The 17,577-nt window shown below is 33.5% G+C and carries 12 protein-coding genes and 1 pseudogene; 3 read left to right on the plus strand and 10 right to left on the minus strand.

Features of this window, described 5'->3' with window-relative positions:
• Window positions 1-851 precede the first annotated feature (851 nt).
• Complete coding sequence (locus QWZ06_RS07430; RefSeq protein ID WP_290296899.1) at window positions 852-3,302, plus strand: TonB-dependent receptor domain-containing protein; 2,451 nt, start codon at window positions 852-854, stop codon at window positions 3,300-3,302.
• Between the two features lie 75 nt (window positions 3,303-3,377).
• Here the strand turns inward: QWZ06_RS07430 and QWZ06_RS07435 are convergent, their stop codons facing one another.
• On the minus strand, window positions 3,378-5,222 hold the full coding sequence (locus QWZ06_RS07435; protein WP_290296901.1) for a DUF262 domain-containing protein: 1,845 nt from the start codon (window positions 5,220-5,222) through the stop codon (window positions 3,378-3,380).
• 236 nt (window positions 5,223-5,458) lie between these two features.
• On the opposite strand from QWZ06_RS07435, the pseudogene QWZ06_RS07440 reads away from it, so the two are divergent.
• A pseudogene (locus QWZ06_RS07440) lies at window positions 5,459-5,812 on the plus strand (XRE family transcriptional regulator); the annotation flags it as partial.
• 50 nt (window positions 5,813-5,862) lie between these two features.
• On the opposite strand, the gene QWZ06_RS07445 reads toward QWZ06_RS07440, so the two are convergent.
• Both QWZ06_RS07445 and QWZ06_RS07450 read right to left on the minus strand, forming a co-directional pair.
• Window positions 5,863-8,727 (minus strand): type I restriction endonuclease subunit R, encoded by a 2,865-nt coding sequence (locus tag QWZ06_RS07445; RefSeq protein WP_290296903.1) that lies wholly within the window; start codon window positions 8,725-8,727, stop codon window positions 5,863-5,865.
• A 102-nt stretch (window positions 8,728-8,829) separates the two neighbouring features.
• Entirely contained in the window at window positions 8,830-9,756 is a 927-nt protein-coding gene (locus tag QWZ06_RS07450; RefSeq protein ID WP_290296904.1) for a tyrosine-type recombinase/integrase, read from the minus strand.
• A 99-nt stretch (window positions 9,757-9,855) separates the two neighbouring features.
• On the opposite strand from QWZ06_RS07450, the gene QWZ06_RS07455 reads away from it, so the two are divergent.
• A complete protein-coding gene (locus QWZ06_RS07455; protein WP_290301310.1) occupies window positions 9,856-10,986 on the plus strand; it encodes a restriction endonuclease subunit S in 1,131 nt (376 codons plus the stop codon).
• Between the two features lie 53 nt (window positions 10,987-11,039).
• Here QWZ06_RS07455 and QWZ06_RS07460 read toward each other — a convergent pair whose 3' ends face one another.
• The 7 genes from QWZ06_RS07460 to QWZ06_RS07490 all read right to left on the minus strand — a co-directional run bounded on the left by QWZ06_RS07460 (window position 11,040) and on the right by QWZ06_RS07490 (window position 17,555).
• A complete protein-coding gene (locus QWZ06_RS07460; RefSeq protein WP_290296906.1) occupies window positions 11,040-12,233 on the minus strand; it encodes a restriction endonuclease subunit S in 1,194 nt (397 codons plus the stop codon).
• A 56-nt stretch (window positions 12,234-12,289) separates the two neighbouring features.
• Window positions 12,290-13,858 carry a type I restriction-modification system subunit M gene (locus QWZ06_RS07465; RefSeq protein WP_290296907.1) on the minus strand — a complete coding sequence of 523 codons (1,569 nt, stop codon included), beginning with the start codon at window positions 13,856-13,858 and terminating at the stop codon, window positions 12,290-12,292.
• A 130-nt stretch (window positions 13,859-13,988) separates the two neighbouring features.
• Window positions 13,989-14,339 carry a hypothetical protein gene (locus QWZ06_RS07470; protein ID WP_290296909.1) on the minus strand — a complete coding sequence of 117 codons (351 nt, stop codon included), beginning with the start codon at window positions 14,337-14,339 and terminating at the stop codon, window positions 13,989-13,991.
• Window positions 14,340-14,533: 194 nt separating this feature from the next.
• Complete coding sequence (locus QWZ06_RS07475; protein WP_290296911.1) at window positions 14,534-14,863, minus strand: hypothetical protein; 330 nt, start codon at window positions 14,861-14,863, stop codon at window positions 14,534-14,536.
• A gap of 77 nt (window positions 14,864-14,940) precedes the next feature.
• Window positions 14,941-15,783, minus strand: coding sequence for a condensation domain-containing protein (locus QWZ06_RS07480; protein ID WP_290296913.1), 843 nt, complete (start codon window positions 15,781-15,783; stop codon window positions 14,941-14,943).
• On the minus strand, window positions 15,780-17,051 hold the full coding sequence (locus QWZ06_RS07485; protein WP_290296915.1) for a condensation domain-containing protein: 1,272 nt from the start codon (window positions 17,049-17,051) through the stop codon (window positions 15,780-15,782). The genes QWZ06_RS07480 and QWZ06_RS07485 overlap by 4 nt, the downstream gene beginning before the upstream one ends.
• 18 nt (window positions 17,052-17,069) lie before the next feature.
• Window positions 17,070-17,555 carry a glycosyltransferase gene (locus tag QWZ06_RS07490; protein ID WP_290296917.1) on the minus strand — a complete coding sequence of 162 codons (486 nt, stop codon included), beginning with the start codon at window positions 17,553-17,555 and terminating at the stop codon, window positions 17,070-17,072.
• Window positions 17,556-17,577 lie beyond the last annotated feature (22 nt).

The following is a 17,577-nucleotide window of genomic DNA, read 5'->3' on the forward strand; positions in this document are numbered from 1 at the left end:
AATTAAAACTTTTTGCAAAAGAACGAAAATTTATCTGGGGATGGAGTATAAAGGTTGTTAAAGTATTATGAATGGCGTAGAACTTAGAGAAATCATCTGGTGAACTGGATGAAACTTTATTATTGTCTGGATCTATTTTAACCACAAAAGGCACAAAAGTTTTTGATTAAAACACTTTAGTTCACTTAAGTTAGTTTAAAATGTTGCTGCATAAAAAGCTCACTTTAGAAGAAAATTAAAGATTTTCAAAAACTTAAGTGTACTTCTCGTACGCAAAGCTTGTCACTAAAAAATAGCTTAAGTGTTCAATTCTTTTGTGGTTATTAAAAACAAGTTTATTATTAAAACATAATATTATTTAAAACACTTTAGTTCACTTAAGTTAGTTTAAAATGATACTGCATAAGAAGTACACTTTAGAAGAAAATCAAAGATTTTCAAAAACTTAAGTGTACTTCTCGTACGTAAAGCTTGTCACTTAAAAATAGCTTAAGTGTTCAATTCTTTTGTGGTTATTAAAAACAAGTTTATTATTAAAACATAATATTATTTAAAACACTTTAGTTCACTTAAGTTAGTTTAAAATGATACTGCATAAGAAGTACACTTTAGAAGAAAATTAAAGATTTTCAAACACTTAAGTGTACTTCTCATACGCAAAGCTTGTCACTTCAAATTCCTTAAGTGTTCAATTCTTTTGTGCCTTTTGTGGTTATTATCAAAACATTTCAGATGAAAATATAATATTAAGTACATGTTATTTAATTAAAAATTCAGAATTTCTACCAAATTGCTTCCCACTTTTGCTCCGTATTAATTCTAATATCACGGTGAAACAAATATCAATTTTAGTGGCCACGTTATTTTCTGTACTGATGGTCAACGCACAACAGGGTACTGGTCAGGGGAAAATAAGCGGAAGAATTGTAGATTCCAATACGGGGAAATCAATCGATCATGCCAGTATCGGACTTTTAAATCAGGACAATAAAGAAATCAACGGAACAACTTCCAATGAAAAAGGGGAGTTTTCTATGGATCATATTGCCTCCGGAACCTATAAAGTAGCTGTTTTTTATGCAGGCTATAAAAATAAAACGACGGCAGACATTCAATTGGGTGACAATAGTGCTGATGTTACCCTTGGTGAGATTCAATTAACGAATGGAGAAACGGCAATAGAAGGCGTAACCATCGTTGGTAAAAAAGCGGTTATTGAAAATAAGGTCGATAAAATAGTTTTTAATGCCGCTAATGACGTGACCTCTCAGAATGGAGCAGCTATTGATGTATTGAGAAAAGTACCTCAGGTGACGGTGGATGCGGATGGAAATGTTGAACTTCAGGGAAATGCTAATATCAGGTTTTTAATTAACGGAAAGCCTTCCAGTATATTTGGAAATAGTCTGGCTGATGCGCTAGCTTCCATTCCGGCGAGTCAGATTAAAAGTATTGAAGTGGTTTCCAGTCCGGGAGCGAAATATGATGCTCAGGGGACAGGAGGGATTATCAATATTGTTTTAAAAGATAATAAAGTAAGGGGAATCAATGGAAGTATCAATGCTACCGGTGGAACCTTATTTGAAACCGGATCTCTGAACCTGAATTATAAGAATAATAACTTCAGCATGAATGCTTTCTTTAGCGGAAATGCTCAGTTGAATGCCAAAACACCTTTTTCACAGGACAGAACTTCTAGAGATACTTCTTCCAATACCAGCACGCATTTATTACAGGACGGATATACAGATTTTGAAAGACATGGATACCGAACAGGTTTAGGTTTTGACTGGAGCTTGAATAAAACGAGTTCATTAAGTGGTTCCGTTTCTTTCAACAGCTTCTCCAATAAAAGTACCGGATTAATCGATCAGCAGCAATATATCACCGATTATAATACGTCTGCTGTTTCTTCAATCATTGGATCCAGAACTTCGGATAACCAATCTTCCGTTCGTTCTATAGATGGAAGTCTGAGTTTTAGAAAAACCTTTGCCAAAGAAGGGCAGGAGCTTACCGCAGATTATGTCTTCAGTCATGGTTCGCCGAAGAGCAGCTATTTTCAGACTCAAAGTTTATCAGGAGCCGCTTCTCCATACAACGGAATTTCAGGAAGTAATCCCGGAACGGATAACAGCCACAATATTTCTGTAGATTATGTGCATCCCTTGAATGACAATGTCACTTTTGAAATGGGGCTTAAAACGGTACAACAACATATTACCAATGCTACGGATGTTCATGTTCTGAATACTTCATCCGGACAGTATGAAACCGATCCTTTGCAGTCGTATCATTTAAATTACGATATGGGAGTCTATGCTGCTTATTTTTCCTCCAAGCTTAAGGTTTGGAACTGGCTGGATGTAAGAGCAGGGCTGAGGTATGAATACACCACTCTTAAAATCGATTTCTCAAACACAAATATCCCGTCGTATGGTTTATTGGTTCCTTCCTTCATTTTATCTCACAAATTTGATAGTGGTGAAACAGTGAAACTATCCTATACAAGAAGATTGGAACGTCCGGAATATACAGAGCTTAACCCTTTCCTTAATTTCAGTGATCCGCACAATATTACGACAGGAAATCCGGCTTTGAAGCCTGAAATCGGAGATAATATGGAATTAGGATATACGAAAAATTTCACGAATGGTGGGAATATTTCCTTATCACTCGTTGAGCGAATTAATAGTCAGGATTTAAAACAGATTACGACCTTTTATCCAACATTTACTGCGAATGGAACAGAATACACCAATGTATCGGTTACGGCAAGAGATAATATTGGTAAAGAATACAACTCCGGTGGAATTGTCTCTCTTTCACTTCCGTTTTTAGAAAACAAACTGAATCTGAGAAGTAATATCATGGTATTTCACCGATATATTGTCAGTCAGATTTATGTAGGAAATTTAGATATGGGAATGCGCTATCGTGCCAACCTGAACCTTAATTATCATTTCCCCAAAAACTTTGTCTTAGAAGTGTTCGGAAACTATAACTCCGCCGCTAAAAATATCCAGGGGAAAAACCCACAATCCATTACCTATGCTATTGCCGGAAGAAAAGAATTCTGGAATAAAAAGGCAAGTCTGGGAGTTACCATTACCAATCCATTTAATAAATACATCAAACAGGTTACTACCGTGAGTACCGGAGATTATGATTCTTATTCTGTAAGAGAGTTGCCGTATCGTTCGTTCGGGATCAGCTTTAGTTATAAGTTCGGTAAGATGGATTTTAAAAAGGAGAAGGATATTAGTAATGAGTATTTGAATGAGCCGGGATCGGGGAGTTAGAATTTATGATTGTGTATTGATATCTAACATAAAAAAACCGCTTTTTAAGCGGTTTTTTTATGTTAGAAAAATAAATTAATTCTTCTTTAACTCTAAAAATGTTTTAAGAGAATTCCCTCTATAGTATTTCATAATCAGCTCAATGATTCTATTTTGATTGGAAATGATGGATTCTTTATTCCACTCACTATAATTCATTAAGACGAAATTGGTATTAGCTCTAGATTCAATAGCTCCTTTGTATTTATTTTTTTTAGTTTCGTAATCCTTGTTGCTTAAAGATGAATTTTTATTTCTGTCAATAAGGACAAGATTACCAATTTTGTGAAGCCACTCTTTATGAAAATCAGAGTCTACTGACCATAATGTGTTTTCAATTTTTTGTGGTAATAAATGTTCTATACTTGATGAGTTCTTATTGTATTGAAGTTGATTGGTCTTATTTCCCACTAATAAATCTAGTTTTAATAAAATATATCGGGTTTTATTAACCTTGGTTCCACTGAAGCCCCCCCATTTATCATTTTTAAGACTTAATTCTAAATCATTAATATCCAAAGGTTTCTCTGAACTTATATTATCATCAAAATATTCATATTGTAAACAATTATCATTAATCATTAAAATACTTCCTTGTTCAATAGTTATTTCTTTATTGCGAATTTTATCCCCATAGAAGTCTATCTTTTTTAGAATATTAAACGTTCTTGTCATGGATTGCCTTCTACCTAAAAGCCAACTTAAAGAATATAGATTGTCTATTTTAATTAAAAATTCAATAATATTATGATCTCCAAAAACTTCTCTAAAATGCATTAACGGCGTTAAATATTGCGATCCGTACACACTGGAAAGAATGAAGTTTATATTAGAAAATAAACTTGCGGACTCTTTGCTATTTATACTAGAATTATTTAAGGCAATAAAGTGTTTTAGATATTTTTCAATTAAATCTAATGTTTCTGATCCTTTAGTGATAATTCCTTTTTTAAACATGTGATCAAAGGCTTTTGTTAAGCTTTGATTATCATCACTTCTATATTTCATTTTTATAAACACAACTGTCCATAAAAACTCATCAAAGGATTTATAAGGCAGGTTTATCTTATTTTCAAAATCTGACCATTTGTTTGCATATTCACGTCTTATTTTATCGTCAGTAATGACCCTAAGATTTTGTGCTCTTAATATGTCACTTACTTGTAATTGTAGACCTCTACTGTTTAAGACCGTAAAAAGGTTATAGGCATCATCAAGATTATTCGGCGTGGCTAAATATAGTGCTAAAACTTTTGTTGATAAATATTTGTAAAACTCGTTCAAGAATATCTGAAATTCTTCTGGGTTTTCTTTTTCTTTGTTATTAAACCAATTTAATATTATACTGAGACCAGTAGCTAGATTTCTTACAGAAGTACTATTCTCATGATTATTGGTAATGTGTTCCAGTTGAGAAGAGCTTAATTCAATTTCGTTAATGATATAGTTATCAATGAATTCTTTATCATCTCTAATGTCAAATTCTATTCTATTTCTTGCAGGAACATTGTTGAACTCATCAGCTTCTTGTATTAATCTGTTTTGAACATTTTTTTTCAGATCAGTGTTTTTAGATAAATTCCGTAAGGAAGCATGTAATAAAAATAATGTTAAAAAACGCTGTTGACCATCCAAGATGTCTTGAAATTTATATTTTATCTCATTAGAAACATTTTCACGTGTATTCCAAATCATACAACCTAGAAAGTATTCTTTTTCTTTGTTGTTTTCCAAAGCATTTGTTATATCATCCAGAAAGTTTTCAATTTGGTCTACTCCCCAAACATAAGGGCGTTGATATTCAGGAATGTTATAGAATTGTTCAGGACTAAATATGTCTTTTATATATTTTTTCCCTGTTATCAAAGTTTGGTTATCCATTTGAATTTTTAAGGTCTAGTTTTATTATTTAATTTGACCTGCAAAGGTACAAAAACATCCTAGAAAGTACCACAAAACAAAGAAAGTTGTGTATTTAATATTGTATAGAATTATTTGTGGATACCATCTGATAATTTTTCTTTTTGATATATAACACTTTAGTATTTTTATTGAATGTTGTAATATGCCAGAAAGAGTTTTTAGGCAACTTGAGTAATTAACGCTCTACTTGATAGGATATACTAGCTCTTGACCTTGGAGACGACTGGAACCAGAAGAAAGTTTCTCTGCTGGAACAGAAAGAAATTATTGAAGACCCTTTACTGAAAAGAATTTCTGAAGTATTGAAAATTCCGGTGGAAGCGTTTCAGAATTTTGATGAGGAGCAGGCAGTGAATATTATTTCTAATACGTTTAATAATGGTTCTTTCCTGAACACAGGAAATACACCTACTTTTAATGTAAATCCTATTGAAGAAATTAAGAAATTACACGAAGAGAAAATGGAACTTTATGAAAGGATGCTGAGGGAGAAGGATGAAATGATGGTGAGGCTGGAGAAGCTGGAGAAGCTTATTGAGAAGAAGTAATTTTAGATATTATAAAAGGTTCAGCAGATGCTGAACCTTTTTATTTTAGATTAGGCGTTAACTCCATCAATGAAAACATCAACAAAATTTTGAACCTTTTGAATAATTCTTCTCCCTATATTATTTCTTTCTGTAAGTTTTGGTTTGACTTCAAGAAGTTTTAAAGTATCACTAATTTTTGGTGTTTTGGAAGTGAAAAGAAAATCATCAATGGCATATCTGAATCTATCTTTATTTAAAAATTCCTCATCAGCAATTTTGTCAAATGCCGAGTTTTTTTCTTTGTTCCAAAATTTTTCAAATTCATCATTCACATCATTACCGTCGGAAATATGAGGCAAATTCTCTTCTATAAATTTTTCTATTAATTCTTTTTTGCTTCTTAGTTTAGCATCTCCGGAAAGAATATCTCTGATTTCTTTTTTCTTTTGTTCTAATTTATCCCCTTTTAGATTTGAATCAGCAAGATTAGCTAATAATGAAAGAATATAGCTTACATTTATTTCATCACGATGGATTAATTCCAGTTCAAAATCAACATCATCTAGAATACTTACTTTTCCTTCTCCACCTTCACGATGCCCTTTAATTTCAGTCCATAAATCAAGGTATTTGCTTTTATAATCATTAAACTCACTTTCATTCATTTCAAGTTTATCAAAGTTAAAATCAGCAAATGATTTTAAAATGTTCAGAACTCTCATTACTTCACGGAAAGAAGTTATAAATTCAAACTTTTCCTGTTCCGTTTGATACCCATTCACACTATCAATTTCTGGAGCAACTAGCTTCAATGTCTCTAAGGCAGAATTAAAAAGCTCAATGTAGCTTTCAATGGGCTGAATAATGATTTCCTGAATAGCTTCTTTGTTTGAAAATAAAGTTACTGCATCATCTGTTGCAGATTTTAAATTACGGAAGCAGACTATATTTCCTTGCGATTTCTTATCACCCAAAAGCCTGTTGGTTCGGGAAAATGCCTGGATTAATCCATGATATTTTAGATTCTTATCGACAAATAAAGTATTTAGTTGAGGGCTATCGAATCCTGTTAAGAACATATTAACGACAATAATTAAATCAACCTCTTTGCTACGAACTCTTTTGGCGATGTCATTATAATAATTGTAAAAAGTCTGGGAGTCTTTTGTAGAAAAATTTGTATCGAACATTTCATTATAATGACCAATATATCTTTCCAATATGTTTCTGCTATGAGAATCACCATATTGAGCCTGCGGCTCAGCAACCATTGTAAAATCAGGTTCTTCATAGATTCCATTTGCATCTTTGGATTCTTCATTAGTTCCATAGCTGAAAATTGTTGCAATTTTCAATTGATGTTTACCTTCTTCTTTTTTCTTTTGGAAAAGATCATAATACTTTTGTAAAACGTCAATACTACTTACACAAAACATCGCATTGAAAGTACTGTTATGCGTTTTTCTTCCGTATTCTGTAATGAGATAATCTGCAATTTTTTCAAGTCTTTTAGGGCTTTCAAGAAGTTCCTGAGTATCTATTGCTTCAACATCAGTATCAATGTAAGTGTTACTTCCTTCTTTTTCTTTATACCTACCAACATATTCTACAGAAAACTTTAAGACATTATCATCCCGAATTGCATCTGTAATCACATATTTATGTAGACAGTCTTCGAATAGTCTATTAGTGGTTGCCGGAGCTCCATCTATTTTCCCGATTGAATTAACTTCAGAAATCGGAGTTCCAGTAAACCCTATCATTTGGGCATTCTTAAAGTACTTTTTGATATTCTGATGTGTATCCCCAAACTGACTTCTGTGACACTCATCAAAAATAAAAACAACTTTTTTGTCTTTTAGTTTTTCAATTTTGTTACCGTGTTTTTCTTTGGTAATAGCGGTGTTGAGTTTTTGTAAAGTCGTAACAATGAGTTTGGTATTGTTAGAAAGTTGTTTTACTAAATGAACCGTATTTTCAGTGGCATCAACGCTTCCTTTTTCAAAAGCATCAAATTCTTTTTGAGTCTGATAATCCAGATCTTTTCTGTCTACTACAAATACTACTTTTTCCACTTTCGGAATTTCTTTCAGAATCTGACTGGCTTTAAAAGAAGTTAATGTTTTTCCTGAACCTGTAGTATGCCAAATGAAACCATTCTTGTCCGTATTTCTTACTCGGTCAACAATTTTTTCAACTGCATAATATTGGTAAGGCCTTAGAACCATTAGTATCTTGTTGGTTTCATTTAAAACAATATATTTGGTAATCATTTTTGCAATGTGACAAGGCTCTAAAAATACTGGTGCAAAATGATCCAGCTGTGTTATATTGTTGTTTTGATCATCTGACCAATAGAAGGTTTGTTTAAAAGTTTGCTTAGCGTTATTGGAATAATATTTTGTGTTAACTCCGTTGCTGATAATGAATAACTGAACATAATTAAACAGTCCGTTTCCAGAATTAAAAGATTGATGATGATAACGGTTGATTTGATTAAAAGCTTCTTTTAATTCGAGACCACGTCGTTTTAGTTCAATTTGAACCAAAGGCAACCCGTTAATTAGAATTGTTACATCATATCTATTCTTATAATTTCCTTCCTGAGCAATTTGATTGGTCACCTGAAACTGATTTTGGCACCAGTGATCCTGACTGATAAACTCAATCCATTCTGAACTTCCGTCATCTTTTGTAAATTGAAACTTATCCCTAAGAATTTTTGCTTTCTCAAAAACATTTCCTTTAGAAAGGTGATTTAGTATTTTTTCAAACTCTTTATCAGAAAATGTCTTTTTATTATGGATTTCGAGTTGAGTTTTTAGATTTTTAATTAGATCAACCTCATTGCAGATTTTGACTTTTTTGTGACCTAATTGCTGCAATTGTTCAACTAATTTTTGTTCTAAAATATATTCTGGCTGACTTGACATTTTGGGGTTATGAGTTTAGTTAAAGCCTTGTCAGAGCTTTAAGCTCTGACAAGATTGTTAATAGTTTTCCCAAATGTAAGAAATATTGTATGATAACTGAAATTATTTAAGTGCTTTAAACATCTGATCAATTGCTTTTTTCTTTTGTTCCAGATTGGGGTGAACATACAAGTTCAATGTAGTACTGATATTGGAATGGCCTAATAAAACACTAACTGTTTTATAGTCACATTTACTTTCAATGCATCTAGTAGCGAAACTATGTCGTAATCCGTGAAATTTAATATCTGGAATTTCCAAGTATCGCATCAGATTTTTATAGTAGCTTCGGTAGGTTCTTGGCTCTGTGGGTTTAGAATCATTAGTTAAAACATAAAATGCAGGATTAACAATTTTTTTAAAAGGTTTCAGCATTCTCAACAAGTCTCTGCTTAGTGGAATTTCACGGATTGAATTTTTGGTTTTAGGTGTATCAATCAACAGTTCCGTTCTGCGCTCTCCATCTTCAATCACATAAATTCTTTGAATAGTTTTTCGGATATTGATAACACCATTATCCATATCTAAATCTTCCCAAGTCAAGGCACATATTTCCCCAATACGCATACCCGAAGATAGACAGATATAAACGCCCAAATTTCTAAAGGTAAAATGCTCCTGAATATAGCTCATTACTTTTTTCTGATGTGTTCTGCTCAATACCTCTATTGTATGGGTTTGCCGAACCGTAGGATATTGCACATCAAAATTGATGAACTCAATCCATTTATTCTTTGCTCCAAATTTCAATACCATTTTCAGTACAATGAGAATATCTTTGATACTTTTCTGACTTAATCCCTGATCTAATTTTTGAAACACAAACTTTTGCACTTCTTCATCCTCAATCTCAGAATAGTCTTTAAATACAGGTAGTAGATGATTTTCCAGCAACAATATATAAGCCGAAAAGGTTGATTTTTTTACATACAACTTTTTGTCATTCTTCCAAAGTTCAGCGATTTCTGCTAATGTTTTCTTTCTTGTCATAAATTTTTTGATTTTTAATGATTTTCTAACTAATCTCAAAAGTTATGGAATTAAGATTGGGGATTTATAGTTATTGAGTTTTAACACAAGTTTTAATCAATCTTTGCCTTTCCTAATTTACGATTCCCGGGGTTTGAAGAGGAGTGGGAAACAAAAAAACTGGGGGAAGTCGTAAAAATTAATCAAGGACTACAAATAGCAATATCTGAACGATTAACAGAAAAGAGAGAAGGAGCGTACTTTTATATTACAAATGAATTTTTAAAAGCTAATTCAATAAAAAGATACTACATTTTAAATCCTCCAAAATCTGTAATTTGTGAAGAAGAAGATATATTAATGACTAGGACAGGAAATACAGGACAAGTGGTAACAAATGTATCAGGTGCATTCCATAATAATTTTTTCAAAGTAGCTTACCCCGAATATATCGTCAAGAATTTTTTATTAAATTTTCTACAATCAAATAAAATACAGAATCAAATTATTCGATTAGCAGGAACATCAACAATTCCCGATTTAAATCATTCTGATTTTTATAAGATTAAAATTATATTTCCTTCTACGCAAGAACAAAAGAAAATAAGTACTTTATTGAGTTTATTAGCTCAACGTATTCAAACCCAAAAGAAAATAATTTCTCAATTAACATCCCAAATGTTAAATCTCAAAGATTTAATATTTGAACAGAAACTAAAATTCAAGGATGATCAAGATGCTAACTTTCCAGATTGGAAAGAAAATAAAATAGAAAATATCTGTGAGAAACAATCTTCTAGTATTTCGGCTAATAAAATCGAAGATAATATAGGAGATTATCCAATTTATGGAGCTACCGGAATTTTGAAAAATATTGATTTTTATGAAGTTGAAAGTGATTATATATCAATAATAAAAGACGGAGCTGGTGTTGGAAGGTTGTTATATTGCAAGGGAAAGTCTTCAGTTTTAGGAACATTGGACATTATAAAGCCTAAAAATGTAAATATCTTTTTTTTATATCTTTTACTTTCAAGAATTGACTTCAAAAAATACATTACTGGAAGTACAATACCACATATATATTTTAAAGATTATAAAAAAGAAAAACACTTGATACCTTCAATAGAGGAACAGTTCAAAATTGCCAATTTTCTTTCTTCCATTCAAGAAAAGATAGAAATACAAAAGCAAATCTTAGAAAAGTTAGAATTTCAGAAGAAGTTTCTTTTGGCAAATTTGTTTGTTTGAAAAATGTCTTGTCAAGATTTTAAATCTTGACAAGGTTATTCAAACCCCATAATCTAGACAAAAAGATTTTGTAATAAATACTTTTTCTGATTTTCATATTGGGTTAGTAACTCGTTTTCTAAGTTTATTTTTTCATCAAAAGCTTTTAAAAATTGTGCTATTTCTTTTTGCTCCTTTATTGTTGGAATATTTAACTTAATAACTTTTATATCGGATGAATTCACAGAAGTAAAAGTACTACCTTGTTCAAAAGATGCCCATTTGTTTTCAAAGTATAATAAAAACTGATAAATAAATTCAGAATCAGATTTTTCATTACTTTTGATAGTACAAACTCCACGTCCTATACAAGCAAAATGCTTAGATTTTGCAACATAACCTACAGGAGCACGCACAGTTAATATTATATCTCCAATATCACACGTTTTTGTAATTTGACTAGTAAATTGTCTTGGTTCTGAAAATCTTTGAACAATATCTGCATTACCCTGAATCAAAGGTAATCCTTTTCCATCCGTATTATAAGCTAACGAATCTGGAGATTGCCCCATCAAGATTGTTGATATATCTCCTAGCTTCTTTTCTTCCCATTTACTGATATATCGCTGATTGATTTTTAGACTTCTAGTAAAAAGGCTATGAGAAAGCTCTAATTTCATCTTACGATTATCCTCAATTATTTTCTTTTGGGTTTGAATTCTTTCTTCAATCTTCTCAAAGAATAAAGCAATTTTTTCTTGTTCAATTATGAGTGGAAGATATATTTTTTTTGACTTTATTTCTGAAGACGAAATTCCTTTAATAGAAGTTCCTTGTACTTCATTAGCCGCTTTTTTCATCACTTTAGAAAGCTGAAAAGCTAAATAAAGTTGATTACATTTAAGTTCAGATATATTTGTAAAATCCTGACTTGTACATATATCATTTAACGATAATGCTACTTTTCCAACTCCAACCCTTGAAACAATTAATACAGAAGGCGCTTTACATAATTTCGTAGCCGATTTTTCAATTGCATCTTGAGTAATAAATCTACTAATATTAATTTTAAGAATATTATCTTCTTCTAAGTCGGAAGAAGATATCCAAGGAATGTTTCCATTCCAAAATTTTTCATTAGATGAAGTCGGAGTTCCTCCTCCTGAAAAAGTTCCCAAGTTACCCAACATTTTCTCTTCCCATTCCTCTTCAAACCCCGGGAATCGTAAATTAGGAAAATTCTTCACACTTTTATTTTCTTTTGTCATCTCGATCATCTATTGTTATAGCTATAAACATTAAGGATTTAATATAAAAATAAAAGTTAGCTTACTAAGCCTAATTCTTTTAAATAAACTTCAATTTCAGAATCTAATTGAGAGCGCTTGGCTTCAAGCTCTTTAATTTCAGCCATGACCGCCTGAATATCAATTTCCTCTTCTTCCTCAAAGGTATCGACATAGCGAGGAATATTAAGGTTGTAATCATTATCGGCCACTTCCTGTAGGGTAGCTTTATGACTAAATTTTTCAGTTACCGTACGGTTTTGATAAGTATCAACAATTTTATTGATATGAGCATTGAGAAGCACATTTTGATTTTTCTGCTTTTCAAATTCTTTGCTTGCATCTACAAACAGAATGTCTTCCTCGGCTTCACGACATTTCTTAAAGATTAAAATACAAGTCGGAATACTGGTGCCAAAGAAAATATTAGCGGGTAAGCCAATAACAGCATCCAAATAATTTTTCTCTTCAATAAGGTATTTTCTGATAATTAATTCTGCTGCTCCACGGAATAGAACTCCGTGAGGCATAACAACTGCCATAATTCCATTCTCATCCAAATGATGGATCATGTGTTGTATAAAAGCGAAATCTGCTTTTGAAGATGGGGCTAATTTTCCATATTGTGAAAATCTTTCATCTAAAAGATGTAGCTCATTAGCGCTCCATTTAGCAGAGAAAGGAGGGTTAGCAACAATAGCATCAAATGTTTTATCAAGATGTTGAGGCTTTTCCAGTGTATCTTCCTGTCTGATATCAAAATTACTATAATTGACACCATGAAGAATCATATTCATTCTTGCAAGATTGTAAGTAGTACGGTTCATTTCCTGACCGTAAAAATCACTTACTTTTGCTTCACGGGCAACACGCAAAAGCAATGAACCACTTCCGCAAGTAGGATCATAAACAGATTTTAATTGTGATTTTCTACTGGTAACTATTCTTGCCAGAATAGTAGAAACTTGTTGAGGAGTATAGAATTCACCAGCTTTTTTTCCTGCACCACTAGCAAACTGTGCGATTAAATATTCATAGGCATCTCCCAAGACATCAGCATTAGTATCAGATAAATTGAAATCAATATCATCAAGATGATATAAGACTTTTGAAATCAATGTGTTCTTTTCATCTTCTGTTCTTCCTAATTTTGCTGAAGTAAGATCTAAATCATCAAACAATCCTTCAAAGTCATCTTCACTATTCGTTCCAAGAGTAGATTGTTCAATATTATTAAGGATTTTAGAGAGCTCAGCCAAGATAAAATTGGACTTTCCTTCTTGCTTTTGATGACCTTTTTTAGCAATATTACTAAAAAGCTCTGAAGGCTTTAGAAAATAGCCTAAATCTTCAACTATTTCTTCATAAATAGCTTCCACAATTTCCTTTCCAGATTCAGAATTTTCGTCGATATCATTATAATCAATATCTTCGCCAGAATCTAATAAAATTTTGCTTGCTGTAAAATGAATTTTTTCAGAAAGGTACTTGTAAAAGATGAATCCTAAAATATAATCTCTGAATTCATCAGCATCCATTTTGCCACGTAAAGTATTAGCTATATTCCAAAGTTGCTGCTGCAACTGTCGTTTCTGTTCTTCTGACATTTTATCCTTAATTAAAAACTTTAAAGATATTTTATTTTAGATTAAAAAGAAAGAGTAAAACTGAAAATCTTGTATAATATTGATGTATTAATTGTAAAGTATTGTACTATAAATAAATGGTTGTTAAGTTTTAATATTCTTCTGCTATGACTACTTGATTCCTCCTACACATCCACCTCCTCAATCTCCAAACCGGCAAATACACAAACACCACAGACAGCACCCCTGCCAGTATTCCCACAACAACAGCCATCGCTGTAGCATCCAGTCTATAATCCTTAGAAAAATTATACTGTCCTAAGAAAAGCATCGCTAATACCAGAGAACAGGTAATCACGCCATGCAGAATACTCAGCTTGGTCATTAACTTTTTTATATTCAACGCTTCATCTACAGTAAACTCAATGGCACCTTGTCCGGCGGCATCGGTTACTCTTTTGATGATGTCTATCGTGAGGACAACGGGGAGAAACAGGGCCATGGGTAAGGTAAGGCGGGCCAGATTCTGTTCGCCTGAGAAAAAATGGGTGTAGCCTAATTCTTTGAAGCTGGCATAGGCAATGATGAAATTGAAAAATACATTCGGAAGGACATAGTAAATCGTACGCTTGATGAGAAAGCGTTTAAGGGTAGTTTTTTTGAGCTTTTTAGGCGGCTTCGGCTTAAATTTCAATTTCATGAGGTGGTCATTAGCGCTATGGCTTTCTCTTTTATTTTAGTGGCTTCCGCTTTGGGAAGGAAGTCTTCGTTGGACAAAAATATAAAATCCATCTGATGGTTGTAGGTACTCGTTACCAAAGTGTTTGAGTTCAGCCAGGGAAATGCTACTGTTGGACTGAAGATGGTTTCTACCCTGAAGTTTTTATACTCATTAGGAATGTTGATTCTTCCCATATTGGATAAAGTCACATCATGACCACCATTGCTGGATTTAAGCATGGAGATCATACGGTCAACGATTGGGTGCATCTGTTCACCCATCCACAACAGTTCACGGGCTTCCATCTTTCCAATTTTTTGAGTAAGGTCTTCTTTGATATGTTTGGCGTTGTTCAGTAGATCTGAACTCCCTTTTTTTATGGCTAGATCAACCGTTGGAGCAAAAGCAAATAAATGATCTTCTTTGATCTCCGGAATAAATGACGAACATCTACCGGACTGATCACTTTTCCTTTGGCTTCTTTCCCTTTTACCTCCTGAAAAGCCTGCATAAATGCAGCACACAATAAAGCATGCACGGAAACTCCGTTGGCTTTACATCTTTTAGTGATTTGGGATGTGGTTTCGGAATCCAATTTTTGGTGAAGAACGTAATCGTTTCCAAGATTTTTCTTTTTACTTTTTTGTTGTAAGAGGAAGAAGAAACGAGCAAACATCAGGTAAAGATTAGCCTTGAACTTCTTACTTTTTACATTAAAATTGGAAGGCAAAAATTCGTCTACAGAAGAGAAAGCCTCATAAGATTCTAATTCCAAAGCAGGATTATCCAAAAGCTGAAGAAGTTCGTGCATTAAGGTAACTCCGGTGGTTCCGTCTGAAATACAGTGGGGCATTACCCAAAAAACTTCAGAAACGTCCTGTCCCTTTACCCAGACTACGCGGGCTAGTGGCTTTTTCTCTTCTTCAAATAAGATTTTCCATTCTTTTTGAGACTCTGCCAGCCAATCCTGATCTGTTTTTCTTTCTACAATGCGAAGTGGGATAGGAGCAATGTCTTTTTCTTCAATAAAAAAGGGATACTTCTCACTTTTCGTGTCCACAACTACCTTTAATAAAGGGTGTTTTTGCTGGATTTTTTCCAGAGCAGTTTTAAAATTCTGCTCCGGAAGTTCTCCTTTTATTTTTGCGGTAAATATACAATTGACTGGGGTCTCAGGATCTACATACATGATCCTTTCTACCATCATTAGTTTTCTTTTGATCATGATACAGCGATATATTCCAGTTGTAGTTTAATGATTTGCATGATTTCATCACGGATGGCTATGGCATCAATATAAGGTAAATAGCCCTCGCTTCCCACAAAGGAAAAATCCATTTTCCCACGGTAGGTAGACACTACTAATGTCGTTGTATTTCCCAATGGGCCAATCACAGACGGACTGAAAATAGTATCTACTGAAAATTCTTTATACTCATGAGGAATCTGAATGCGTCCCAGATTGGAAAACATACAGTCGTTAGAAGATTTTCCGTTCTTTAAAAGCTTGGTGAAATTATTCAAAGCATCATGCCCGGATTCCATCACCATCATGGTAATATAAGGATTGAGTTTCGAGGTTTTGCGCTCTACAGAAGTCTGCATAGCGCGTACATTTTCTAAGAAGCTCAGTTTTTCATTCGCTGAAACCACAATCATCAGTCCAAAAGCGAAAATATGGTCATTCTTGATCTGTGAAGCAAAGCGTCTGATATCAACGGGACAAGAAACTTTATTAAAAGCTCCTGCTCCTTTTACTTCTTTAAAGGCTTGGAGTAAAGCAGCACTTAAAAATGTATTGACCGTAACGCCATTAGATTTACAGTAAGAAATCAATTGTTGGCTTATCGTTTCATTTACTTTCCAGTGAAGCAGATAATCATCCTTTCTATCAATGGATTTTTTACCGGTAGGAATATACTTAATTGCTGTAGCAGCCAGTCTTCCAATGAATTTAGCCTTTAGTTTCTGCTTACGGTTATTTAAAATATGAGCCGGAACCACATCCTGAATGCCTAAAATAGGATTTTCTATTCCAATATCTGCATTGGGATTATCCAGAACTTTTAAAAATTCATATAGAAAAGCCATTGCAGAACCACCATCGCACAAACAATGATGGAACGCAAAAAGCATGTCAGAAACGTTTTCCCCCTTAAGCCAGACAAATCGGATCAGGGGTAATTTTTTAGGGTCAAATAGGGTATTCCATTCTCTCTTGGATTCTTCCTGCCAGTGATCCTCGCTTTTTCGGGCAACGATACGTACCGGAATGGAGATCGGGTTTTCAGGAACATCAAACCAGGGAATATTTTTTTCGTCATGAGCGATCAACGCTTTTAACCACGGATGTTTTTTCTGGATTTGAGCCAAAGCTTCCTGGATATCTTTTAATGCAAAGGTACCTCTGAGTCTGAAAGGGATCACCGCATTGAAGGGTTCTGTTCCGTCTCCCAGTAACATTCGTTCGCCAAATAACAATCTTCTTTTCATAGGTAGATTTAAGGCTTATTATACTGAAGCTAATGTGGAATGTTCCTCTACAAAGTTTTCCAGTAATTCTACGGCTTTATCATTGCCTCCGGCAAGAGTAAAGGTATTTTGAACCTCTTGGGCTGCAGCTCTGTATTTAGGATTTTCCAGTAATTCAAAAACGGTTTCACGAAGAGCGTCCACACGAAGTCTTTTGTATCGGATGCTGATTCCGCAACCTGCCTGCTCAATTAATTTCGCAATATGAAAATGATCGTAAGCGATAGGCGTGATCAACATCGGTAATCCGTTACGGAACGTATCGTTCACTGTATTGAAGCCACCATGGCAGATCACCATATCCATTTGCTGCATTACTGCTGATTGAGGTACAAAGCTGTTTACGATGAAATTCTCCGGCCATTCTTCAAAGATTTCCGGGGGAGTAGCGGCAATCACGGTAACCGGCTGGTCTTTGAATGCAGCGATGATCTTTTCAAAGAATGCTTTTCTGATGTCTACCAATAAAGTTCCCAGTGATACGAAG

The organism is Chryseobacterium tructae (assembly GCF_030409875.1).
Classification (GTDB): domain Bacteria; phylum Bacteroidota; class Bacteroidia; order Flavobacteriales; family Weeksellaceae; genus Chryseobacterium; species Chryseobacterium tructae.